At 70.9% G+C, this 23172-nt stretch carries 26 protein-coding genes; 16 read left to right on the top strand and 10 right to left on the bottom strand.

What is annotated here, in order from left to right:
* Positions 1 to 163: 163 nt before the first annotated feature.
* Positions 164 to 472 (top strand): hypothetical protein, encoded by a 309-nt coding sequence (locus BLT59_RS13390; RefSeq protein WP_091780570.1) that lies wholly within the window; start codon positions 164 to 166, stop codon positions 470 to 472.
* A 431-nt stretch (positions 473 to 903) separates the two neighbouring features.
* The gene (locus BLT59_RS31285) at positions 904 to 1047 is read left to right on the top strand and encodes a hypothetical protein (RefSeq protein WP_173009258.1); all 144 of its coding nucleotides are present in this window, start codon (positions 904 to 906) and stop codon (positions 1045 to 1047) included.
* 34 nt (positions 1048 to 1081) lie between these two features.
* Here the strand turns inward: BLT59_RS31285 and BLT59_RS13385 are convergent, their stop codons facing one another.
* From BLT59_RS13385 to BLT59_RS13360, 6 genes are all read right to left on the bottom strand, one after another.
* Positions 1082 to 3079: a methyl-accepting chemotaxis protein gene (locus BLT59_RS13385; RefSeq protein ID WP_091780563.1), complete on the bottom strand. Its 1998-nt coding sequence runs from the start codon at positions 3077 to 3079 to the stop codon at positions 1082 to 1084.
* A 186-nt stretch (positions 3080 to 3265) separates the two neighbouring features.
* The gene (locus tag BLT59_RS13380) at positions 3266 to 6562 is read right to left on the bottom strand and encodes an efflux RND transporter permease subunit (protein ID WP_091780555.1); all 3297 of its coding nucleotides are present in this window, start codon (positions 6560 to 6562) and stop codon (positions 3266 to 3268) included.
* Positions 6563 to 6574: 12 nt separating this feature from the next.
* Complete coding sequence (locus BLT59_RS13375) at positions 6575 to 7936, bottom strand: efflux RND transporter periplasmic adaptor subunit (RefSeq protein WP_091780545.1); 1362 nt, start codon at positions 7934 to 7936, stop codon at positions 6575 to 6577.
* A gap of 133 nt (positions 7937 to 8069) precedes the next feature.
* The gene (locus BLT59_RS13370) at positions 8070 to 8441 is read right to left on the bottom strand and encodes a hypothetical protein (RefSeq protein ID WP_091780542.1); all 372 of its coding nucleotides are present in this window, start codon (positions 8439 to 8441) and stop codon (positions 8070 to 8072) included.
* A 64-nt stretch (positions 8442 to 8505) separates the two neighbouring features.
* The gene (locus BLT59_RS13365) at positions 8506 to 9546 is read right to left on the bottom strand and encodes an AraC-like ligand-binding domain-containing protein (RefSeq protein ID WP_091780842.1); all 1041 of its coding nucleotides are present in this window, start codon (positions 9544 to 9546) and stop codon (positions 8506 to 8508) included.
* A gap of 267 nt (positions 9547 to 9813) precedes the next feature.
* On the bottom strand, positions 9814 to 9993 hold the full coding sequence (locus tag BLT59_RS13360; protein WP_091780538.1) for a hypothetical protein: 180 nt from the start codon (positions 9991 to 9993) through the stop codon (positions 9814 to 9816).
* A gap of 295 nt (positions 9994 to 10288) precedes the next feature.
* Between BLT59_RS13360 and BLT59_RS31280 the strand changes: the two genes are divergently transcribed.
* The 5 genes from BLT59_RS31280 to BLT59_RS13340 all read left to right on the top strand — a co-directional run bounded on the left by BLT59_RS31280 (position 10289) and on the right by BLT59_RS13340 (position 12090).
* On the top strand, positions 10289 to 10465 hold the full coding sequence (locus tag BLT59_RS31280; protein WP_175544009.1) for a hypothetical protein: 177 nt from the start codon (positions 10289 to 10291) through the stop codon (positions 10463 to 10465).
* Between the two features lie 37 nt (positions 10466 to 10502).
* On the top strand, positions 10503 to 10745 hold the full coding sequence (locus tag BLT59_RS13355) for a hypothetical protein (RefSeq protein ID WP_091780535.1): 243 nt from the start codon (positions 10503 to 10505) through the stop codon (positions 10743 to 10745).
* 120 nt (positions 10746 to 10865) lie between these two features.
* Entirely contained in the window at positions 10866 to 11228 is a 363-nt protein-coding gene (locus BLT59_RS13350; protein WP_091780532.1) for an energy transducer TonB, read from the top strand.
* Between the two features lie 76 nt (positions 11229 to 11304).
* Positions 11305 to 11505, top strand: a complete 201-nt coding sequence (locus tag BLT59_RS13345) for a hypothetical protein (protein WP_091780529.1) — start codon at positions 11305 to 11307, stop codon at positions 11503 to 11505.
* A 327-nt stretch (positions 11506 to 11832) separates the two neighbouring features.
* Positions 11833 to 12090 (top strand): hypothetical protein, encoded by a 258-nt coding sequence (locus BLT59_RS13340; protein ID WP_091780838.1) that lies wholly within the window; start codon positions 11833 to 11835, stop codon positions 12088 to 12090.
* Between the two features lie 20 nt (positions 12091 to 12110).
* On the opposite strand, the gene BLT59_RS13335 is transcribed toward BLT59_RS13340, so the two are convergent.
* Entirely contained in the window at positions 12111 to 12290 is a 180-nt protein-coding gene (locus BLT59_RS13335; protein ID WP_091780525.1) for a hypothetical protein, read from the bottom strand.
* 210 nt (positions 12291 to 12500) lie between these two features.
* Positions 12501 to 12983 carry a DUF2721 domain-containing protein gene (locus BLT59_RS13330; protein ID WP_091780522.1) on the bottom strand — a complete coding sequence of 161 codons (483 nt, stop codon included), beginning with the start codon at positions 12981 to 12983 and terminating at the stop codon, positions 12501 to 12503.
* 1024 nt (positions 12984 to 14007) lie between these two features.
* Between BLT59_RS13330 and BLT59_RS13325 the strand changes: the two genes are divergently transcribed.
* Positions 14008 to 14838, top strand: a complete 831-nt coding sequence (locus BLT59_RS13325) for an outer membrane protein (protein WP_091780519.1) — start codon at positions 14008 to 14010, stop codon at positions 14836 to 14838.
* Positions 14839 to 15045: 207 nt separating this feature from the next.
* Here the strand turns inward: BLT59_RS13325 and BLT59_RS13320 are convergent, their stop codons facing one another.
* Positions 15046 to 15564: a DUF5872 domain-containing protein gene (locus BLT59_RS13320; RefSeq protein WP_091780514.1), complete on the bottom strand. Its 519-nt coding sequence runs from the start codon at positions 15562 to 15564 to the stop codon at positions 15046 to 15048.
* Positions 15565 to 15799: 235 nt separating this feature from the next.
* On the opposite strand from BLT59_RS13320, the gene BLT59_RS13315 reads away from it, so the two are divergent.
* From BLT59_RS13315 to BLT59_RS13280, 7 genes are all read left to right on the top strand, one after another.
* Positions 15800 to 16015 carry a hypothetical protein gene (locus tag BLT59_RS13315; RefSeq protein WP_091780510.1) on the top strand — a complete coding sequence of 72 codons (216 nt, stop codon included), beginning with the start codon at positions 15800 to 15802 and terminating at the stop codon, positions 16013 to 16015.
* Between the two features lie 28 nt (positions 16016 to 16043).
* Positions 16044 to 17048 (top strand): SDR family oxidoreductase, encoded by a 1005-nt coding sequence (locus BLT59_RS13310; RefSeq protein WP_091780507.1) that lies wholly within the window; start codon positions 16044 to 16046, stop codon positions 17046 to 17048.
* A 192-nt stretch (positions 17049 to 17240) separates the two neighbouring features.
* Complete coding sequence (locus BLT59_RS13305; RefSeq protein ID WP_091780835.1) at positions 17241 to 17507, top strand: GCG_CRPN prefix-to-repeats domain-containing protein; 267 nt, start codon at positions 17241 to 17243, stop codon at positions 17505 to 17507.
* 590 nt (positions 17508 to 18097) lie between these two features.
* Positions 18098 to 18640, top strand: coding sequence for a sigma-70 family RNA polymerase sigma factor (locus tag BLT59_RS13295; protein WP_091780501.1), 543 nt, complete (start codon positions 18098 to 18100; stop codon positions 18638 to 18640).
* Positions 18637 to 19428 (top strand): anti-sigma factor family protein, encoded by a 792-nt coding sequence (locus BLT59_RS13290; RefSeq protein ID WP_091780497.1) that lies wholly within the window; start codon positions 18637 to 18639, stop codon positions 19426 to 19428. The genes BLT59_RS13295 and BLT59_RS13290 overlap by 4 nt, the downstream gene beginning before the upstream one ends.
* Before the next feature lie 59 nt (positions 19429 to 19487).
* A complete protein-coding gene (locus tag BLT59_RS13285; protein WP_091780493.1) occupies positions 19488 to 20192 on the top strand; it encodes a helix-turn-helix transcriptional regulator in 705 nt (234 codons plus the stop codon).
* A gap of 125 nt (positions 20193 to 20317) precedes the next feature.
* Complete coding sequence (locus BLT59_RS13280) at positions 20318 to 20545, top strand: DUF1127 domain-containing protein (protein WP_091780490.1); 228 nt, start codon at positions 20318 to 20320, stop codon at positions 20543 to 20545.
* A 25-nt stretch (positions 20546 to 20570) separates the two neighbouring features.
* Here BLT59_RS13280 and BLT59_RS13275 read toward each other — a convergent pair whose 3' ends face one another.
* On the bottom strand, positions 20571 to 21590 hold the full coding sequence (locus BLT59_RS13275; RefSeq protein WP_091780487.1) for a zinc-dependent alcohol dehydrogenase family protein: 1020 nt from the start codon (positions 21588 to 21590) through the stop codon (positions 20571 to 20573).
* 235 nt (positions 21591 to 21825) lie between these two features.
* Between BLT59_RS13275 and serA the strand changes: the two genes are divergently transcribed.
* Complete coding sequence (gene serA, locus BLT59_RS13270) at positions 21826 to 23046, top strand: phosphoglycerate dehydrogenase (RefSeq protein WP_091780484.1); 1221 nt, start codon at positions 21826 to 21828, stop codon at positions 23044 to 23046.
* The last annotated feature ends 126 nt before the right edge of the window (positions 23047 to 23172 follow it).

Below are 23172 nucleotides of genomic sequence, written 5' to 3'. Positions count from 1 at the left end.
TCATCAGGATCGTACCGTCTCGCCAAAACCGACGCAGAAATATTGCATCGCAGCAGGTTATGTCCCGCGGCCCAATCCGGCCGGGCGTGAACGGGATCCGTCCGGTCGCGTTTCCCCAGGACGCCCGAAGAGGCGTCCTGGGGAAACGCTTGAGGATTCGCGCATGAAGACGTTGATCACCCTGACCGCCGTCGGCCTCCTGGCGACGGCTGCGGCAGCCACGGCCGCGGAAAATCCCGGTGCCGCCGGCGGCCAGGCACCGCACGGTGCCCGCATGCAGGGCTCGCCCAACGCGGCCGGCTTTCCCGGCAAGAGCGATGCCGGCAGGAGCGACACGACGGGCACGACCGGATCTCCGGGCTCGGAGATGCCGAAGCAGGACGGACGGATGAAGGGGCCGCCGAATGCGGCCGGCTTCCAGCCGGGCGGCGATAAGGCCGGCGGCTCGGCCGGGACCCCGGACCGTCGCTGATTCGCGTCCCGCCGCGGTGCGATCCCGGGCCGGTCGGCAAGCCCGGCATCGAAGCCGGAGCCTCGGCCGTGAAGGGCCGAGGCGGCAGCCGGACGGACGGCGCAATGGGGTCGCCCGGGATGCGCGGCGCGCACCACGACATCCCCGCCACGGTGACGGCGATCAAGCGCATCCTGTGCTGACCGACATCGAGGCGGCGCTGGCGGGCGGCGCGCTGGAGGAGCCGCGCCCCAGGGCAGGCGCCAGCGTCCAGGTGCACACCAAGGCGGTGAACATGCCGCTCGTGAATCCGTAGGGGCAGCACGGAATGTGCATCGGCGGGCCGCACGGCCCCCTCCGCTTCGGCGGATCGGTCATCCCGCTGTCATCGGGCTGGCCTAGGGCGGCGCCTTCCGAAGCCACCCGAAGCGATCGCTGGATGCATTTACCCGATGGATTGGTTCGACCCGCCTGACGATTCCCACCTGCCGTCCTCCGCCGATGGGAGCCGGATGCGGTTGTACATCGCCGCAGGGCTGATCGGCTTCGGGGCCCTCGGCATGATAGGCGGGATGCTGCACATCCTGCCCGCTTGACGGGGAACCGGCGCGCCCCGGCGGTCCCGCCGTCTCATGCGGCCTGGATGTCGCTCAGGAAGCCGTCCACCTCCTGCTTGACGGCCATCGACTGCTTGGCCAGCTCGGCGGCTGCGTTGAGCACCTGCGCGGCCGCACCGCCGGTCTCACCCGCCGCCGCCCGGACCCGGGCTACCGTGGCCGAAACGTCCTGCGTGCCCTTGGCCGCCTCGCCGGCATTGCGCGAGATCTCGCCCGTGGCCGCCGTCTGCTCCACCACCGTCGAGGCGATCGAGCCGCTGATCTCGCTCACGCTCGCGATCGTCTGGGCGATCTGCGCCATCGCCTCCGCAGCCTGACCGGTCGCCGCCTGGATCGCCGCGATCTGCCCGCCGATCTCGTCGGTCGCCTTGGCGGTCTGGCCCGCCAGCGCCCTCACCTCGGCGGCCACCACCGCGAAGCCCCGGCCCGCCTCGCCGGCCCTGGCCGCCTCGATGGTCGCGTTAAGCGCCAGCAGGTTCGTCTGATCGGCGATGCCGGTGATCGTCGTCACCGCCGCGCCGATCTGCTCGGCGGCCGCGCGCAGGCCCGCCATGGCGGCATTGGTCGCCTCCGCCTCCTGGGCGGCATGGGTGGCGACCGCGTTGGAGCGGACCACCTGCCGCTCGATCTCCTGGAGCGACGACACCATCTCCTCGGCCGCGGCCGCCACTGTCTGGACGTTGGAAGCGGTCTGCTCGGCGGCGGCGCTGGAGGCCACCGCCTGGCTGTTAGTGTCGTCGGCCACCCGGGTCATGGAGCGGGCGGTGGCGTCGAGTTCCATCGCCGCCGAGGTAACGATGTCCAGCGCCTGGGCGATCTTCTGCTGGAAGGTACGGACGAGCTGCTCGACACGGTCGGCCCGACGCCGGCGGGCCGCCTGGTCGGCGGCCTGGGCGGCCTCCAACTCGGCCTGGGTAAGGGCGTTCTGGCGGAACACCTCGACGGCCTTGGCCATGGCGCCCATCTCGTCGGTGGCGTCCTGAGAGGGCACCACGACGGCGGTGTCGCCCTCGGCCAGCCGCTTCATCGCCGCGGTCATGCCGGCGATCGGCCCGATGATGCTGCGCGCGATCAGCACGGCCAGCGCCCCGCCCAGTCCGAGCGCGAGCCCGACCAGGATGATCTGGACGTTGCGCGCGCGTGCCACCGCGGCGTCCACGGTGCGGGCGTTCTCCGCGACCGCAGCCTCGATCATGTCGCGCGCGACGTCACAGCGCGCGTCGATCAGGGTCGAGATCGGCTTGATGCCGGTCTCGAACACCGACTTCAGACCGTCCAGGGCCGTCACGGTCACCTCGAAGTTCGTGCGGTAGGCCGACAGGCTCTCGATGACCGCCTTGGTCAAGGCGGCGAAGCCGGCGGCGCCCTCGGAATTCTGAAAGGTCTTCAGAGCGGCTTCGGCCTTCTCGACATTCTTCGCGAAAGTGGCCGGCCCGTTCGTATCAAAGGTCGCCAGGAAGCGCCAGTTGGCGACGCGGACCAGCAGCACGGCGCTCTCCGCGGTCTGGGCACGGCCGAGCAGCGACTCGCTGGCGCGCGCGCGCACCTCGGCCACCAGGGTGTTGGTCGCGTTGGTCAGTTCGTCGCCGCCCGTGAACAGGCGCGCCTTAGCCTGGCTCAACGCGATGCCGGCCGCCGCGAGGCGATCCAGCTCCGGCTTCAAGGTGCGGGCTTTGTCGCGGATCTCGACGTAGAGCTTGCGGCGCTCCTGGACGAACGCGAGCCCGATCAGCTTCTCGGCGGTCTCCTCGATCTCGCGCCGCGTCTGCTCCAGGACGGCGAGCCGCTCGGGCGCGGGCGCGAGGTGGTACTGCTCGCCGAAACCGGTGAGGCGCACGGCGAGACCGTTGACGACCAGGATCGTCCGCGCGATCTGCTCCAGGCGCCCGCGGACATCGTATTGCTCGCTGACGACATCCTGCTGATGGACCGAGTACCCTCCGATACAACCAGCAATCAGAACAAGTAGAGCGAAGCCTACATAGAGGCGCCTTCGAATACCTATTCTCATAAAATCTCACTCCGAGCACAGATCAAGTCATAATCGCTCCATCTGTAATCCTTCCGCGACGCCCCATACAAGCATCAATTACAGGCTTGGAAAAGCAGCAATTTTACCATTCTGTCATGATCGCTTTTTGGAGCCCAATGCTATCGCAATCAGCAGATCAAACTGCATGGTCCACCCTCTCTCATCCTATCTCTGGAACGCGATAGGAATTGTTCTGGATTGGCCAACGTCGGCTTCCACGAGCGCGGCGCCTGCCCCGATCCCGTCCTCCGCCGCGCGGTCCGGAGAGCCCGCGCCGCCGCCCCGGCCGAACCGCGCGTAGAGCGCCGGCAGCACCACCAGCGTCAGCAGGGTCGCGCTGATCAAGCCGCCGATCACCACGGTGGCGAGCGGCCGTTGCACCTCCGCCCCGGTGCCGGTGGCGAGCGCCATCGGCACGAAGCCCAGGGAGGCGACGAGCGCGGTCATCGCCACGGGCCGAAGCCGGGTGAGCGCGCCCTCGCGGATCGCCGCCCGCAGCGGCCGGCCCTCGGCGACGAGTTGCTTGATGAAGGTCAGCATCACGAGGCCGTTCAGCACCGCCACGCCCGAGAGGGCGATGAACCCGACCGCGGCCGGCACGGACAGCGGCATCCCCCGCAGCCACAGGGCCGCGACGCCGCCGGTGAGCGCCAGCGGCACTGCGCTGAACACGAGGAGCGCGTCCCGCGCGCTGCCCAGAGCCGAGGTGAGCAGCAGGAAGATCAGGAAGAAGCAGACCGGCACCACCACGGTCAGCCGCGCCTGAGCCGAGGCGAGGTTCTCGAACTGCCCGCCCCAGGTCACGGAGGAGCCTGCCGGCAGAGTCACCTGAGCGGCGACCTTGCCTTGCGCCTCCGTCACCAGCGAGCCGATGTCGCGCCCGCGGACATTGGCGGTGACTACCACCCGGCGGCGGCCGTTCTCGCGGCTGATCTGGTTCGGCCCCTCGCTGACCGAGAACTGCGCCACCTGCCGCAAGAGCACGGAGGCGGCCTTGCCGCTCGGCCCCGGGGGGAGGGGGACCGGCAGGTTCTCCAGGGCCTCCCGGTCCTCGCGGACCTGATCGGTCAGGCGCACCACGATCGGCACGCGCCGGTCGCCTTCGAACACCGCCCCCGCGTCCCGGCCGCCCATGGCGGCGCCGATCACCTCCTGGATCGCGCCGGTGCTCAGGCCCAGCCGCGCCGCCTCGGTCCGGTCGATCCGGATCTCGAAGACCGGCAGGCCGGCGATCTGCTCGACCTTCACGTCATCGGCGCCCGGGATCCCGCGCAGGATCGCGGCGATTCGGTTGGCGGTCTCCAGCATCGGCTCGAAGGCGTCGCCGAACACCTTGACGGCGAGGTCGCCCCGGGTGCCGGCCAAGAGCTCGTTGAAGCGCAGCTGGATCGGCTGGGAGAACTCGTAAGTATTGCCGGCGAGCTCGCTTAAGGACGCCTCGATCTGCTCCCGCAGCGCGGCCTTCGACAGGGCCGGATCGGGCCACTCCGCCTGCGGCTTGAGCATCACGAAAGTGTCGGAGGAGTTTGGGGGCATCGGGTCGGTGGCGACCTCGGCGGTGCCGGTCTTCGAGAAGACGTAGGCGACCTGCGGGAACTTCGCGATCGCCTGCTCGACCTTGAGCTGCATCGCCTGGGACTGCGTCAGGGAGGTGGACGGGATCCGGGTGGCGTTGAGCGCGATGCTCTTCTCGTCGAGCTGCGGGATGAACTCGGTCCCGAGCCGGGCGGCGAGCAGGCCGGCGCCCACGAGGAGGAGCAGCGCCGCCCCCACGAACGGAGCCGGCGCCCGGATCGCCGCGGCGAGGAGGGGCCGGTAGAGCGCTTTCAGGCCGCGCATCAGCGGGTTCTCCGCCTCGGTGAGGCGACCGGTGAGCGCGATCGCGATCAAGGCCGGCACGAAGGTCAGCGACAGCACGAAGGCCGCGGCCAAAGCGAGGATGACGGTCACCGCCATCGGCTGGAACATCTTGCCCTCGACCCCCGTGAAGGTCAGGAGCGGGACGTAGACCAGGATGATGATCGCCTGCCCGTAGAGGGACGGCTTGATCATCTCCTCGGCCGAGGCCCGCACCGTCTCCAGGCGCTCCTCCAGGGCGAGCCCGCGCCCGAGGGCGTGCTGCCGCTCGGCGAGGTGGCGCAGCGCGTTCTCGGTGATGATCACCGCCCCGTCGACGATGAGCCCGAAATCGAGCGCCCCGAGGCTCATCAGGTTGGCCGAGATTTTTCCCTCGACCATACCGGTCACGGTCATCAGCATGGCGACCGGGATGACGAGGGCCGCGATCAGCGCCGCCCGGATGTTGCCCAGCAGCAGGAACAGGACGACGACGACGAGACCTGCGCCTTCCGCGAGGTTCCTGGCGACAGTCCGGATCGTCGCCTCGACGAGCTGCCTCCGGTCGAGGATCGTCTGGACGGCGATGCCCGGGGGCAGGGCGCGCCGGATCTGATCCAGGCGGGCGTCGACGGCGGCCGCCACCGTGCGGCTGTTCTCGCCGATGCGCATCAGGGCGGTGCCGATGACGGTCTCCTGGCCGTTCTCGCTGGCCGAGCCGGTGCGCAGATCGCGCCCGATCCGCACCGCGGCGACGTCGCGGATCCGCACCGGCACGCCGCCGCGGCTCGCCACCACCACGTCGGCGATCGCCTCCGGGCTCTCCAGGCGGCCGGCGGCGCGCACCACGTAGCTCTCGCCATTGTCCTCCAGGTAGCGCGCGCCCTGATTGGCGTTGTTGGCCTGGAGCGCCCGGGCGATGTCCGCGAAGGAGAGGTCGAGGGCGGTGAGCTTCGTCGGGTCGGGCTGGACGTGGTACTGCTTCTCGAACCCGCCGATCCCGTCGACGCCGGCGACCCCCGGGACCGCCTTGATTTGCGGTCGGATGATCCAGTCCTGGACCGTGCGCAGGTAGGCGACCCGCTCCAGCTCCGTGCGGAGGTCCTGTCCCTCCGGGGTCCGGTAGCTCCCGTCCGGCTGCCAGCCCGGCCGGCCCGCCGGCACGACGTTCCGCTCAGGGAGCGGCGCGTACTGGATCGACCACATGGTGATCTCGCCCAAGCCCGTGGAGATCGGGCCCATCCGCGGTTCGACCCCGGAGGGCAGGTCCTCCCGCACCTGGGCGATGCGCTCGGCGACCTGCTGGCGGGCGAAGTAGATGTCGACGGATTCGGCGAAGACCGCGGTGATCTGCGAGAAGCCGTTGCGCGAGAGCGAGCGGGTGTACTCGAGCCCCTTGATGCCGGCGAGCGCCGTCTCGACCGGGTAGGTGACCTGCCGCTCGACGTCGGCCGGCGACAGGGACGGGGCCAGGGTGTTGATCTGGACCTGGTTGTTGGTGATGTCGGGCACCGCGTCGATGGGCAGCTTCGTGAGCGCGGCGGCGCCGAAGCCCGACGCCAGCAGCACGAGGAGCAGCACCAGCCAGCGCTGGCGGACCGAGACGGCGAGGATGCGGCTGATCATCGGCCCAATTCCTCAATGATCGTGGTCGGCGTCGGCCTTGCCGAGCTCGGCCTTCAGAAGGAAGGAGTTGCCGACCGCGATCTCGGCCCCGGCCGCGAGCCCGGCGGTGACCTCGTAGGAATCGTCGTCGGACCGGCCGAGGGTGACCGGCCGCTTCTCGAACCCGTCCGGATTGCGCACGAAGACGACGCTGCGGCCCTCGATCGTCTGCACGGCTGCCTTGGGGATCCGGACCGGGACCGCATCCTGCGCGATCTCGATCTCGGCGGTGACGAAGGTGCCGGGCCGCCACGCGAGGTCGGCATTCGGCAGGGCGACGACCACGCGGGCCGAGCGCGTGTCGGGGTTGAGGAAGGGGCTGACGAAGATCACCCGGCCTTCCGCCCGGCGCTCCGGCTCCCCTGCCCGGCCGGGCGTGACCGTGACGCGGGCGCCCTCCCGCACCTGGGCGAGGTCGAGGGTCGGCACCGACAGCTCGATCCAGACGGTCGAGAGATCCGCCACCGTGTAGAGGTCCGCCGGATCGCCCTCCTTGCCGACCGCCGTGCCGACATCGACCTTGCGCTCGACGATGCGGCCGGCGATCGGCGCCCGGAGGGGGTAGCGGCGCAGGCTCGACTGGTTCGGCGTGGCCTCGTCGCGCTTCTGGGCGGCGGCGACTTCGGCGGCGTCGAGGCCCAGGGCGGAGAGCTTCTGTCGGGCGAGGTCGACCCGGAGCCGGTTCTCCAGATAGGCGGCGCGAGCGGTCTCGAAGGCGGCCTCCGAGGCGCTGCGCGAGGCGAGCAGCTTCTGCTGGCGCTCGAAGTTGATCGTCTGCAGCTCGGCCTGGACCAGGGCGGTGAGGTACTCGCTCTTGGCGTCGGCGACCTCGCGGCTGTCGAGGATGGCGACGACCTCGTTCACCTGCACGGCGTCGCCGAGGCGCTTGCGCATCTCGGCGACGGTGCCGACCACCCGGGCCGGAACCCGGGCGATCCGGTCGGTGTCGGGGGTGATGGTGCCGGGCACGAGGAGGTGGCGCGCCAGCGTGCCGCCCGTGACCGTCCGGGTGGTGATGTCCTGGCCCGCGACCTGATCGGGCCGCATTCGGATCGCGCCCTCGTCGTGGGCCTCACCGTCACGATGCGCGTGGTCGGCGTCTGCGTGGTCGCCATGCGCGGGACCGTCGCCCGCGTGATCGTCGGGCGTGGCCTTCGGCCGGTCCGGTGCGGCGGCGGCGTATTGATGATCGCGGCTGCCATCCGGCGCGCGTGCGCGCCCGGCGGCCGCGAGGGTCTGCCGGAGGAGGTCGGGCAGGGCGGGAACGGCGACGCCGAGTGCGATGCCGGCGGCCAGGAGCACCGCGGCGACGGCCACGGACAGGACAATGCGCATGGGAAAACTGCTCGGCCGGGACGCCGGCAGGCCGCGCGGAGCGGCCCCGGACGGTCCCGTTCAGGTGTCGTGAGGATGAACCCGGAGGCCGGTTCGGCGTCCGGGCGGGGCGCCGCAAGCGGGCGGCGTCAGCTCACGCTCGCGGAGGCCGCGGCAGCCGGTCGGGGCTGATGGAGGGGCGGCCCTGGGCGAGGGCGGCGGGCAGCGGCCGGCCCGGGACCGCGGGGGGCGCGACATCGGCCGCCTCCAGGCGGGCTGCCTGATGGCAGCCGCAATGGATGTGCTCCGAGAGGCCTGGATCGACATTCGCGGGCGCGGCCGGCGCGTCGAGCACCGGCCCCTGGCTTCGGCTGTGATGGCCGCCCGCATGGAAGGCGAGATCCGCCGCGAGGCCGGCAGGGGGGGTGGCGACGGCCAGGGCCAGAACGAGCGCGAGCATGCGGGCGACGAGCGCCCACCAGCCCCGCGCCCCGGCCGGACGCCTATGCCGAACCCTGAAGGTCATCGCCGCCCTTATGGTCCATCCGAGGCCGAGGGCACAAGGTCGGGGATCGCCAGACCAGGCCCGCTCAGGCCGCCAGCTTCAGGACCCAGTCGTAGAAGTCGGCCCAGGTCTCGGCCGGAGCCGGCGGCGCCGCGGCCGACGATCTCTCCGGCTCGGCCGCGGCCTGGGCGCGGACATCCCGGGGCGCGCAGCCGAACTCGGCGCGGAACGCCTGGGTAAAATGGGCGGGACTCTCGAACCGCCAGCGATACGCCACCTCGGAGATGCGGGCGAAGCGCCCGTCGCCGGTGGCGAGGTCACGATAGGCGCGAGCGAGCCGGCGCTGCCGGATATAGCCGGACACACCCCCGAGGGGGACGAACAGCCGGTACAGGGCGCTGCGCGAGACGCCGAACCGCCGCCCGATCGTCTCGGCGGTCAGATCCGTGGAGGCCAATTCGGCCTCGATGAAACGCCGGATGGCGACGAGCAGGGGCGCCAGCTCGGCTGACCCGGCGCCCCCCTCGTCCTGCGGCAGGCCCAGGGTCGCCGCACCGAGCAACGCGGCGGTCGCCTCGGCCGCCGCCGCGGCCTCCGGTGCCGAGAACCCGGTCGCGTGCGCGCTGAGGGAGCGCAGGTGGTCGTTGAGCATCCGGCCGAACGGGGTCGCACCGCGGATTACGGCTCCGTGCAGCGAGTCCAGCACGCTCTGGCGGGAGCCGAAGAGCGGACGCGGCAGCACCACCGTGATGGCTTGGTAATCGGTGGAGCAGGCGGAGAGCGGCTGCGACAGGTCGAGCAGGCAGATATCGCCCGGGGCGCACTCCCGCTCCTTGCCGCCGATCGTGACCCTGGCCTGCCCGGAGACGCGCATATGGGCGACGATGTGATCGATGCCCATCCGGGCCGCGAGGGCCCGCTCGCGCACGAACCGGAGGCCGGAGGCGCGGGCACTGCAGACGATCGCGGTGCCGAGATGCCGAACCTGGGACTGCCCGCGGAAATCGGACAGATCCTCCCGGCGGATCGTGAAATCCCAGAACGGCGCAACGGCGTCGCGCCACGCGTCGGCCTGACGATGGCCCGGGCTCTCGCCGATGAGCTGCAGGATCGGTTTGGTTCGCATCGCCTGCATAAGTCCGGACCGCGCGCACAGCGCCGGCCACAGCTTTAGTATGGCGATTCTGCCTGCTTAGAAAAGTGGCACTGCGTTCCAAACACCGGACCCTGGACCGCATCCCGGCCCGCCGGGCTAGGGCGCCGAGTAGCGGCACCAACCACGGGCCCCAGACTGGACCCGGAAACAGAACGTCCCGCAGGCCGGGTGGCCGCGGGACGGGAAGTTGCACGGTTGTGAGGATCGAGGGCTTCGACCCTTATGGTTAACCCGAGGTTACCGCCCGCTCGGCGCCGCACCGCTGCCGGTGGCGCCGTTGCCGGTGCTGTTGTCGCCCGCGGGGGCGCCGGAGGTGGCGGTGTTACCGTTGGGCGTGCTCTGCGCGGCGGCCATCCCGGCGCTGCCGGCGACGAGGGCGAGGGCGAGCAGAGCGGATTGAACGGTGCGGCTGGTCATGGCTCTCCTGAATCCCGATCGGGTTCGCGACGCGCCGGCCCATGCCGGCATGGGCTGGAGAACCGATGCCCGGCGCACTCCGTTCCCGCTCGGGTGAGGCCGGAGCGAATCGGCCGCAGCCCACAGATGTTCGCGCGGGCGCATCCGGCCCCTGCGGGAAGCCGCGCTGCCGCGATCGTGGATCGGGCAGCCGTTGGGCTCGGCCCGGCGGCGCGGGCCATGCGCCGCGAGTTTTCCACCGGGAACACCCGCCAGCCCCCCAAGCTTGTTCGAAGGTCGAGACCGGGAGCGGGGCGTGAAGGTGTTCCGGATCATGCAGGCGGCGACGGGCGCGATTGTCTGGATCGGTTCGGCGCTCGATCCCCTGGCGGCTCTCGACGCGATGGCGTGCGCCGCCGGCTTCGGCGACCGCACCCGGATCCCGAGCCACCTGCGGGCCGGAGGCCTCCACGTCGAGGAACGGGAGGCCTGATCCGCACCGCGCCCGCCAACGAGTCCGGAGGAGGATCATGACCAAGCTGTTCATCGCGCAGGTGCGCGACGCGGGGGGCGAGCGGCCGCTCGTGACGATCCGCGCCGAGGCCGAGGGCGAGGCGCGCCTGTTCCTGGCGGCGGCCTACCCGGACGCCGAGATCGCCCACGTCGCCGAGCCTGGCGACTGGACGAGCGATGCCGATACCGGATCCCGGGCCGGAGATATCCGCGAGCATCCCGGCGTCACGTGGCAACCCCCCTCAAGTCTGGCGGGCTGAGGCGCGTTCCGCGGGACCGACCGCCATGGCTGCCATGCGCATCGCGGAGAATCGGACGTTTGCCGACAATTGGAGCGATGTCATTCACGCGCCCTCAGGTCTGCGCACCGAGGGTGCGGTATGAATTCCGCCGATCCGACACCGCGGCTGTTTGCGGCCACGGCCGCCCTTACCGGCGCCGGGATCCTGATGTGCCGGACCGAGCCGTCCTGGGACGGCATCCTGATCGGCCTGTTCTGCCTCGGCCTCTGGGCTCTGGGCACGCTCGCGGCACGGCCGGGACGCCCGGCGCGGCCCGCGCGGGCGATGCGCCCGGTCGTGCTGGAGGCGGTTATCGTCGAGACGCCCCGGTCCATGCCGGAGCTGCTGCCCGCACCCCGACCGGTGACCAGCGATCGCCCTCGGCCGGGCGCTCCCCGCCTGCTGGACGTGCCGACGCATCGGCAGCGCGTGGTCGAACGCTACACGCGCAAGCGCGGATAGGGCGCCGGTCGCGAGCTTCTGCCGCACCCCCGATCCCGGTCTCCCTGCGTTGCCCGCAGCCACTCAGGAGATCAGCATGGCCGACAAGTCCGACGTGACGACCTATACGGTGAAGCAAGCCCTGGCGGCCCAGGTCGCCGACCATATCGAGATCGCGATCGAGGCCCAGGACGGCACCAAGCTCAAGCTCGTTGCGACCGCCGATCAGCTCGACGCCCTCGTGGGCGACCTGGAGACGATCCTGGATGCCGACGACGCGGAGGGCGAGGCCGTCTGAGCAGACCTGAAGCGGACCCGCATCGGCGAGCCGACGCTGCGTCCGCTCAGTTCCACGGCCGGTCGCAGGTCCTGACCGCTACACCGGTGGCCGCCTTTGCGAATCCCGCTCAGGCGGCCCCCAATTACGCCGGGGCAAGCAGGGGGCCGCCATGCGGCCGTCGCCGGATCGGATGAAGCGGCTAGGATTGCGCCCCACCCACCGAATCGAGGAGGCCTGGATGTCCCGCAGGGTTCCCACAATCCGGACCGGCCTCCAGCCCGCGCCCGGGATCCCGCTTCGCCGCTCCGGCGGCGCGCCGGCCCCGTGACCGGGCGGGAGATCGCCATGGCCCCGTCCGAGACCCCGGCCCCCTACCGGCTTCAATGCATCGTCCACCGGGAGAGCGCCGGCGGCATCATCATCCACGACGAACAGATCCCAGGTCCCGTCGAAGCGGCGGCGATCGATGCCGCGAAGGCCCGATTCGCACATCTGCTGGCCGGCCGGGCGGGCTCGGCGGCTTTGCGGGATCCCCTCGGTCGGGTCGTCTGGTCGGCCCGGCAGAACGCGCCGCCCGGCACGGCAGGATCCCTGCGCCCCTAGGATTCCTCGGGCGCGTGCCGTCAGGTGAGGTGGCGCGGCTCCAGATCGATCACCGGGCCGCCCACGTCGAAGAAGTCGTCCTCATAGGGGAGCACCTCTTCCAGCTCCTCGGTCTCCCGCCGCCCGAACGGCATCAGCGCGGACAGAATTCCGAGGCAGAGTGCGCCGGCAACGAAAGCAACCAGGATCGCGATGCTCATGACGGAACACTCGGGCGCAGCCGGCGGCTGCCTCAGGCCGTCGGAAGACTAAGGCCGGGCTCGGGCACGCCGCAATCGAAATCGCCCGATCGCCACCTCGGACGCCCCGGGAGCCCCTCCCGAGCGCCTCCGCCGGCGCGTCCGGGCAGGCCGGGCGGGGCGCCATGCGGTCCGGGCCGCGAAAACCGCCCCGAGTGATTCGCGCTTGCCTCACCGCGGCGCCGGCACCTTGTCCTTCTGGCGATCGACCTCGTCGCGGATGCCGCGGCCGGCCATGAGGATCTCGGTCATGAAGGCCGCGATCGCCGCCACGGTGCAGACCAGCGCGGCCCCGAAGCAGGCGAACAGGACGGAGGCGGTCGCCGCATCGCGCAACGCCCCGACGAACAGGGTCAGCACGGCCAGACCGATCAGCCCGCCCCCCAGCGAGGCCAGGACCACCGCCACGTCCAGCACGAAGGAGCGCCGCCGCAGGAAGGTCAGGCGGCGGGTGAGGCGGGCGGCCTCGGCTTCCGTCGCCCGGGCGGCTTCCGCCGAGAGGCCGTCGACCTTGTCGGAGATCCGGCCGAGGCGGGTCGAGAACACGTTGAGCAGCGTCGCCAGCGCCGAGAGCAGGAAGGCGGGTGCGAGCGCCACCTGGATGATGTGGGCGATGCTGTCGGGCTCGGTCGCGTTGAGGGAGAAGCCGAACATCGGCGCGCTACGCTCGCAACCGCGTCACGTCCCGGCAGGCCCGGGCACCGGCCCGGACGGACGCGCCGACGCGAAAATGGCCCTGGACCAAGCGGATCACCACAGGAGACCTTCCGCCTGCAGCCCGGCCACGAGAAGGAACAGCGCCGAGAGGAATGCGACCGCGATGTAGGGGGCCGGCGTATCGGTCACCGAAGCCTCACGGAGGGAGCGAGGCAGACGTCTCCGGTCCCGGTCCGGACCGGCATCGAAGGCAGCGCGACGGGAGCCATGCGCGTTTCCTGAAATCTCCACGGAAGACGACGGCAGCAGATAGGGTCCTGACGCGCGCCGGGGAAGTCGCGGCCGCCGTGCCCCTGCGGGCGTGGCGTCCTTTTCTCCACAGGCCGGCCGGAGCGGAGTCGGACCGATTTTCCGACGACGGGCCGCCGCGCGAGATCTTCCGATCCCCAGCAGATCCAGTGGCCGCGGCGACCGCCGAAAGAAACACGCGCGCCGGCCCAAGACCCGGATTGAGCCCGGATCACTATTCGATCACCCGAAACAGCCGCCGGATGCCGGAAGGTCCGGGCCGCGGCCGCGGCGAGCCACCGCGCAACGGCCCGATACCATCCTGAATCGCGGAACATCTCCGGCGCCGCGCCTGCGCGCGCGCCGGGACGTCGGCGGCGGTCGGTCGTAAATTAATGTTAACTGCTCTGCGGGGTGCCGGCGGGCTTGCGGGCTGCCCGTCGGTAGGATCTATTCAAGCCCGAAGCTTCCTGGTTGGTCCTGGGAACGTTCACCAACAAACTGCAGCCCCGTCCGCATCCGTGCGGCGGGGCATTTTGTTTCCCGAAACGCTCCGATACACTTCCTCGACTTGGCTTTGAACAATCCGTCTCGGGATGTGCTCCAGCGCACCTGGCTGTTGGGGGCTGAAAACCGCGATTCCGGGCTGTTGCAGCGATGCACTATCGCCCCGCCGCGTCCTGTCGTTCTGTCGCCGGGTAAACATCCCGTCCAACGGGAGACAGAGGACCAGATGATCAAGAAGCTTCTTCTCGCGAGCGCCGCCACGGCCCTCCTGACCGGCGCCGCCTCGGCCGCCGACCTGCCGCGCCGCGCCGCCCCCCCGCCGGTCTTCACCCCCGTCCCGGTCTTCACCTGGACCGGCGCCTATTTCGGTATCAACGCCGGCTACGCCTTCGACGCCAGCAGCAACAACACCAACAGCTTCGGCGTGCCCGCCCCGTACGGCAATGGCACCACCGCCTTCTTCAGCCAGCGCAACCAGGAAGGCTTCTCCGGCGGTGGCCAGGTCGGCTACAACTTCCAGTTCACCCCGGGCTCGGGCGTGGTGGTCGGCATCGAGGCCGACGCCCAGTACCTCGACTTCGGCCGCAGCCGGAACAGCGCGTTCCTCGTCGGCCCGCTGGCGCCCGGCTACTACGTCACCGATCCGCGCGGCCTCTCCAGCCTCGACTTCTTCGGCACCGTCCGCGGCCGCATCGGCTACGCCTTCGACCGCGTGCTGTTCTACGGCACCGGCGGCTTCGCCTACGGCTCGGGCAGCGCCGACCGCTCCTTCGGCGGCTTTGCCGGCAACGACAGCTTCCGCACCGGCTACGCCGTCGGCGGCGGCATCGAGTACGCCCTGCCCACCGACTCGTTCCTGAACTTCTTCCGCTCCTCGGCCGTGACGCTCAAGGTCGAAGGCCTGTACGTCAACCTCGACCGCAACACCCGCAACCAGGGCGCGTTCGTCATCAACGCCGCCAACAACTTCCCGGTGGCCTACAACAACATCGGTCGCCGCGACGACGAGTTCGCCGTCGTCCGCGCCGGCCTGAACTACAAGTTCGGCTCGTACTAAGATCCGCGTCCGATCGCGCCCCCCGCACCCGCGGGGGGCTGCGTCCCGGCGGCCAGATAGCGCGAGGCCCTGTCTGCGGACGGGCCGCATCGTCTCTCGACCTGAGCATCCCCAGCCCGATCAAACTGGCCGCTTGAGCCGAGGAGCGTCCCGGGAGCCATTCCCGGGACGTCTTGCGTTGGGCCGACGGCCCTCGCGCGTCGCGCCTCAGGCGTGGACCGCGTGCGCCAGTTGCGCCTTCGACATCCGCGAGCGGCCGGGCACGTTCTGCGCCCGGGCCTTGCGCATCAGCTCGGTCTTCGTCGTCTCCGACGTGCCGGATGCCGTGCCGGCCTTGCGCGCCGCGGCAGCCTTCTCGGCGGCGGCCTTCGGCTGCTTCGAGAACTGCTTGCCCTTGCGGGTATCGGCCCGCTTCTTGGCCGTGCTGGCGGCGTATTCCGTGTCGGTCAGAGTCTCGCGGGCCTTCTTGGGCAGGTAGCGCTCACCGGTCTCGCCGCTCGCTTTGCCCGACTTGGTGCCCCATTCCTCGTCGGTCCATTGCTGGAGATGGTTGTCAGCCGTCTTCTTGCCGGCGTAGCCGCCACCCTCCTTCTTGTATTCGGCAGTCGCGATCTGCGCCTTGCGCGCCGACCACTGACCAGGCTTCCCACCCTTCTCAGACTTCGTGACCTGCGTCTTGACCTTGTCCCACAGTTTGGGGTCGGTCTTCTTGGCGGTTCCTGACATCGTCGCGCCTCGCGAAAAAGATTTGGCGGACAACACGAGCCCGGCGGCTGTGTTCCTGCGGCGCGTTCGCCCCACCCGCGCCCGACGGCCTCCGTCGCCCCGGCTGGTATCGCTGGACCCGCCTGCCGCTTGATGGGTTGGCCCTAAGGATCGGCCGCTTGGCGCGATCCGCCGAGGGGCCCGATCGCGGCAGGCGGCGGCGCCCGTGGATCCGAATTATCGCGAGGGATGCAGCATGGCCGACGCGCCCGACGACACCCAGGCTCAGCGGCAGCCCCATGGCAAGCCGGAGAGCGCGGGACTGGCCAACACTCCCCTCGACACCGCCACCGGCACGGTCAAGCCGCAGGACGGCCCGATGGAGAGGGCGGGCACCGAGAAGGAGGAAGCCCGCCGCGGCGGGACCAGCCTCGGGGCGGAGCGCGACCGGCCGAGCGGCGGCCAGGGCTGAATGCGCACACGAGAGAGGAAGACGCAGCATGCAGATCCGGCACAAGCCCCTGCGCGAGCAGGTCATCGTCATCACCGGCGCCTCCAGTGGGATCGGCCTCGCCACGGCCCGGGCGGCCGCGCGCCGCGGGGCCCGTGTCGTCCTGGCGGCCCGGAACGGCGCCGTCCTCAATGACATCGTCCGCGACATCCAGGAGCAGGGTGGCGAGGCCCGGGCCGTGGTGACCGACGTGTCCCGTCGCGAGGACGTCGAGGCCCTGGCCGCCGAGACCCTGCGCGCCTATGGCGGCTTCGATACCTGGGTCAACAATGCCGGCCTCTCGATCTTCGGCCGCCTCGAGGAGGTCTCGGACGCGGATCATCGCCGCCTGTTCGACGTCAATTTCTGGGGGATCGTCTACGGGTCGACGGTGGCCCTGCAGCACCTGAAGCGCGCGGGCGGCGCGCTGATCAACCTGGGCTCGGTCGCCTCCGACCTCGCCTTCCCGATCCAGGGCATGTACTCCGCCTCGAAGCACGCGATCAAAGGCTTCACGGACGCGCTCCGGATGGAACTCCAGGAGGAGGGTGCCCCGGTCTCGGTGACGCTCATCAAGCCGGCCTCGATCGACACGCCGTTCCCGGAACACGCCAAGAACTACATGGCGCAGGCTCCGAAGCTGCCGCCGCCGGTCTACGACCCCGCGGACGTCGCGGAGGCGATCCTGTACGCCGCGGAACACGGGCCGCGGGACCTCTATGTCGGCGGCGGCGGCAAGCTGATGAGTTCGCTGCGCAAGCGTGTCCCTGCGGTGACCGACTGGATGGGGGCCCGGATTGTGGCGAAGACCCAGAAGGGCGGCGTGGCCGGCAAGGACCGGGACGGCGCCCTCCGCGCGGCTGGCCGCGACGGGGCCGTGCGCGGCAGCTCGCCCCACCATGTCATGCGCAGCGTCTACACGCGGGCCTCGATCAACCCGGTCCTGACCGGGATCCTGCTGGCTGGCGCCACCGCGGCCGCGGCCTCGCTCCTGGGTCGAGCCGACCGCCGATAGTGCCCTGCGCGGGAGCCCGCTCCGCCGGAGCGGCCTCCCGCTCGGCGGTGCGGGCTCCCGCGCAGGCCTCGGTCGGAATGTTTGTTTCTCGACGGTTATGGCGGAGGTCAGCCCATATTCAGGACCGATAACCATTCTACCCGGGTCTTGCGCCGGGCCGAACCGGCGCGGAACCGAACAGAAGGTCTGATGATGATGCACGTGAAGATGATCGCGGCCGCCGCGGCTGTCGTCGGCGGCCTCGGCCTGGCCTCCGCCGGCGCGGCGCCCCTGGCAGTCGCCGGCGCCGATACGATCAGCGGTCCCGCCGCGGTCAGCACCGTCGCTTTCGGCTGCGGTCCCGGCTGGGCACCCGGCCCATACGGGCGCTGCCGGCCGATCTACCGGCGGCCGCGCTTCTACGGCCCGCGCTGCTTCTTCCGTCCGACCCCGTGGGGACCGCGGCGCGTCTGCCGCTAGTGACGTGACGCGACGGCCTGGCGCCGAACCGTGACACGAGCCGTGGGTTGAGACAGGGGCAGGTCCCGCCTCCGAGGAGGCGGCGGCCTGCCCCGTCCCGTTGGTGACGCGGACGGATCGGGGCGGAATCGGACATCCGGCCCATCCGCCAATTCGGGCCTCCGACGATGCCGGGGATGTCACGATCGGGACCGCAGGCGGTTCCGCTCCGGTTGGAAGTACCGATGGCCCAGGATCAGAGCGGCGGCGCGAACCGCTCCGCGGCAGAACGTGCGGCGGCCGCGCGCGTCGCCCGCAAGCGTCTTGGCCCGGACGGCTGCCCGGTGCCGGTGCCCGACCGGCGCGATCCGGCCGAGCACGCGTGCGATACCGCGGCCCCGGAGCCGGCCCCCTCTGGCCAAAGGACGCCTTCGGGCTGGCCCGGAGAGCCGCGCTCCATGGGCCCGAAAATCCTTGCGCGGGCGCGGGAATAAACCCTGCCGCCGGGCGGTTCCAGATCGTGTGGCACAAGGCTGCAGGCTGGAGCACCAGGGCAGGGATTCCATGGCTTCGCAGGCTCTCGACGCGACGGCCCCGGACCGGCCGCCGACATGACGACCCTGGCGCGGGCGCGTTTCAGCCAGCTCGTTCTTCCGCGCCTCGATGAAGGCTACCGGCTCGCGCACTGGCTTACCGGCAACGCCACCGACGCCGAGGATGTGATGCAGGAGGCGTGTCTGCGCGCCTACCGGGCGATCGAGGGATTTGCCGAAGGCAATGCCCGGGCGTGGTTCCTGACCATCGTCCGCAACACCGGCTATTCCTGGCTGCAGCGGCACCGGCCGCGGGCGGTGGTCTTCGCCGACGACCTCGCCCCCGCGGCCCGCGCCGAACTGGAAATCGGGGGTGCCCTGACCGAGGCCGCGGAGACGCCCGAGGCGACCCTCATCGCCCGCGACGATGCGGGGCAGCTCGCCCGGGCGGTCGAGGCCCTGCCGGTGGCGTTCCGCGAGGCGCTGGTCCTGCGGGAATACCACGGCCTCAGCTACCGGGAGATCGCCGGTGTGACCGGCGTCCCGATCGGGACCGTGATGTCGCGCCTCGGCCGCGCGCGGCAGCACCTGCTTGTACGGCTCGCGAAGGAAGGGCGATGACCGACGACGAGACCCTCCTGCTCCTCAGCGCCTACGCGGACGGCGAATTGTCTCCCGGCGAAGTCCTGGCCATGGAGCGCCGTCTCGCTGCGGACCCCGACGCGCGGGCGATGGCGGAGCGCCTCCGCGCCCTCTCGAACACCCTGCGCGGAACGCTGGCCGGAGCCCCCGCCCCGGAATCCCTGCGGGCGCGCGTCATCGCGCAGATCGGCTTCTCCGACCCGCACCCGTCCCGCGTCGGGCTTCGGTCCTGGCTCGGATCCTGGCGGGCGCTGGCCGCGACCCTGCTCGTGGGTCTCGTCGGCGGGGCCGCGCTCGGCGGCGGAGCCGCCTATCTCGATCGCCCCGGCGGCGCCCCGGATACCGGTGAGGCCGTGCTCGCCGGCCATCTCCGCGGCCTCGCGGCTCCCCAACCCTTCGACGTCGCCTCCTCGGACCGGCACGTGGTGAAGCCCTGGTTCAACGGCCGGACCACCATCGCGCCCGATGCCCCCGACCTGTCCGACCAGGGCTTCCCGCTGGCCGGCGGCCGGGTCGACATCGTGGCCGGCATCCCCGTGCCGACCCTGGTCTATCGCCGCGACCGGCACGTGATCAGCGTCACGGTGATCTCCGCCACCGACGGCGCCGCCGGCGAAGAGCGGCGGGACGGATCCACGATCGAGCGCTGGCACCTCGGCGACCTCACCTACTGGGCGGTGTCGGATCTCAATCTGCGCGACCTGCGTGCCTTCGCCGACCTGTTCCGGACCCGCACCGGGGGCCAAGCCGGGTTGAGGCGGGAATAACGGCTCTCCGAGTCGGGTTATTGCTGATATCGTGATGTCGATCCGACGAGGATCCCAGCGTGATCAGTCAATCGCAACTGAAGACCCGCAGAGCCGAAAATCCATCCGAGGCCGGACCCGCCCGGGCGTGGCGGCATCAGGCCGGCGGCGCTCCGACCATCACGGACCCGTCCCTCGTGGAGGCGGCGCTCCACCTCCTGGCGGAGCATCTCGAGCAGGGGCTCGCGGTGACCGACCGGTGCGGGCGGGTTCATTTCCTGAACCACGCCGCGCGGGCCTTCATCGAGCAGGGCCTCCTGCGCCTGGAGCAGGGGGGCCTGCGCGGCGCGACCCCCGAGGACAGCGCGGCGCTGCGCCGGATCATCGCCCGCTGCACCGCCGGGGATCGCGGCGGCTCGCTGCGCCTGGAGAGTGCGGGCGGGACGCTCCTGGTCGCCGCCTGCGCGATCCCAGGGTCCCTCTGCCCGATTGCCGAGGGCGCCGTTCTCCTGCGCCTCATCGATCCCGCAGCCCCGAACCTGCCGGATCCCGGCGTTCTGCAGGACCTGTTCGGCTTCACGCCCGCGGAGGCGGCCCTGGCCGTCGACATCCTGGCCGGGAACGACCTCGCGGCGAGCGCGACACGCCGCCGGATCACCCGGAACACGGCGCGCGTGCATCTGCGCCACCTCTTCGAGAAGACGGGGACGCGCCGCCAGGCCGAGCTGATGCGCCTGCTCCTGCTGTGCCCGCAACCGATCGTCGGCGCCCAGCCCGGCACGTAATAAATATTCGCTCCGGTTGTCTCCAGTATTCCAAACAGGTGACGCGGATATTCTACAATAAAGCGACGCTGATCCGGCCGGTCGTGGACGAGCCACGGATCCTTCGGCGAGGCGGAGCCTGAATCATGATCCTCTCGGTCCTGGAATATGCTCGGAAAAACCGCATCGCGGCGCGAAATCTTCGAATCCTGTCGGCGCTCGACGACGAGATGCTGAGCGATATCGGGCTCGACCGGCGCACGCTCCGCACCTTCTGCGAGAACGGCTGCTCGCACGTGCCGCCCCCGCCGAGTCAGGCCGAGGCGCCCTGGGCAGTCGTGATGCCCGCGACGCTGGGGATCGCCTTCCGCTGAGGCGCCCCGGACCCGACCGGGACGTTCAAATCGCGATGCAGATCTTGCCGAAGTGGCGGTTGCTCTCCTGGTGGCGGAACGCCGCGACGAGGTCGTCGAGGGGGTAGCGGCGGTCGATGACCGGCCGCAGCCCGCAGGCCTCGATGCCGCGGATCATCTCGATCTGATGGCGCCGGCTGCCGACCAGCACGCCCTGCAGGCGGATCTGCTTCAGGAGTGCCGGCACCAGCGGCAGTTCGCCCGCCACGCCCGAGAGGATGCCGATCACCGAGATGTGGCCGGCGACCCGCACCGCGGCCATGGACTGCTCCAGCGTCCCCGGCCCGCCGACGTCGAGGACGTGGTCGACGCCGCGCCCGTCCGTCAGGCGCCGGGCGGTCTCGCCCCAGGCCGGATCGGCGCGGTAATTGATGACGTGGTCGGCGCCGAGGCCGCGCAGGTGCTCCAGCTTGTCGTCGCTGGAGGAGGTGGCGATGACGGTGGCGCCCGCCGCCTTGGCGAATTGGAGGCCGAACAGCGAGACGCCGCCGGTGCCCTGCACCAGCACGACGTCGCCGCTCTTCAATCCGGCATCGGCATGGAGCGCCCGCCACGCGGTCAGCGCGGCGGTGGTGAGCGTCGCCGCCTCGGCGTGATCCCAGCCCCGGGGCGCATGGGTGAAAGCGGCGGCCGGCGCGGTCACCCGCTCGCGGGCATAGCCATCGATCCCGTCGCCCGGGACGGTGGCGAAACCCTCGACCAGCGGCGTGCCCTCGGCCCAGGTCGGGAAGAACGTGCTGACCACCCGGTCGCCCACGGTGAATTCGGTCACGCCCGGCCCCACGGCCTCGACCTCGCCGGCGCCGTCGGACATCGGGATGCGCGGCTCGCTCGGCCCCCAGAGGCCGCTGACCACGGCGTAATCGTGATAATTGAGAGAACTCGCCCGCAGGCGGACGGTGATCGCGCCGGGCCCGGGCTGCGGCACCGGCCGCTCGCCGAAGCCGACCTTGTCGAATCCACCGCCCGGCTGGACGATCACGGCCCGTGCTGTCGATCCGGTCATGACGCACCTGTCGCTCCGCGGCCTCGGCCGCCGGGGGGCGGACACTGACAGGCCGCGCCGCCAACGTCGAGGGCCGTCCCCGTCCGCCGGGGCGGAGCGGGCAGCCGGGGCGGGATGTTCCGGCCCGGATCGGCGCGCATGCGCCGCGCGCCCTTGCCGCCGCGCGCCCTTGCCGCTGCGCGGCACCGGCGGCTAGGTCACGGATCACAGCCCGTTCGTGGAAGGAGGCTCGACCGTGTCGACCGAGCGCGTCGTTCTGACCGAAAGCATAGCGCCGACAGCGTCCAAGATCTTCACGCAAGCCGGGATCGGCGACATCCGGCAATTGCCTCGCGCCGTCAGCCCCGATGACACCCGCGATCTTGCCGATGTCACTGTCCTCGGCATCCGTTCGCGCACGCAGGTCACCGCCGCGCTTCTCGACGCCCTGCCGGATCTGACCGCCATCGGCTGCTTCAGCGTCGGCACCAACCAGGTGGACCTCGAGACGGCGCGTGCCCGCGGATTGCCCGTCTTCAACGCGCCGTTCTCGAATACCCGCAGCGTCGCCGAACTCACGATCGGCGAGATCGTGATGCTGCTCCGGCGCATCGTGCCGCGGTCGATCGCGGCACATGAAGGCGGCTGGGACAAGTCGGCCTCCGGCGCCTTCGAGGTGCGCGGCAAGACGCTGGGTATCGTCGGCTACGGGAATATCGGCGCGCAGCTCTCGAACCTCGCCGAGGCGATGGGCATGCGCGTCATCTTCTACGATCTCACCGACAGGCTGCGCCACGGCAACACCGAACCGGCCGAGAGCCTCGAGGCGCTGCTTGCCGCCAGCGACGTCGTCAGCCTCCATGTTCCGGAAACGCCCTTGACCCACGGGCTGATGAGCGCGGAGCGGATCCGCGCGATGAAGCCCGGTGCCTACCTGATCAACAACAGCCGCGGCACGGTCGTGGATCTGGACGCCCTGGCGGCGGCGCTGCGCGACGGGCATCTCGCCGGAGCCGCGATCGACGTCTTTCCCGTGGAGCCCACGTCCAACGCCGAGCGCTTCGTCTCGCCCCTGCAGGGCCTGCCGAACGTCATCCTCACCCCCCATGTCGGCGGCTCGACCGAGGAGGCTCAGGACCGCATCGGCGCGGAGGTGGCCCGCAAGCTGGTCGACTACATCCAGACCGGCTCGACGCTCGGCGCCGTGAATTTCCCGCAGGTCCAGCTGCCGCCGCGCCTGTCCGGCGCGCGCTTCCTCCACGTGCACCGGAACGTGCCCGGCGTGCTCGGGCAGATCAACGCGATCTTCTCGGGCCGGTCGCTCAACATCGACGCGCAGTACCTGCAGACGGACGGCGAGTTCGGCTATGTCGTGGTCGATGCGTCGGTGCCGTCGGGCGAGGCGGAAGCGGTGCTCCGCGCGCTGCGGGCCATCGACGGCACGGTCCGGACGCGGCACCTCCGGCCGGCGGGGTGAAGACCCCGATCCAAGAGGTCCGGGACCTTGTGCGGGTGCAGGGCAGAGCCCTGCTGAGACGCGCCATCAGGGCTCTGCCCTGACAACCCGCCAAAGGGCTCAAGCCCTTTGGAATCCCGGGCTCAT

The sequence above is a fragment of the Methylobacterium sp. UNC378MF genome, from assembly GCF_900103195.1.
GTDB lineage: Bacteria > Pseudomonadota > Alphaproteobacteria > Rhizobiales > Beijerinckiaceae > Methylobacterium.
The sequence above is the reverse complement of the archived record's forward strand: the minus strand, read 5'-3'. Positions and strand labels throughout refer to the sequence as shown.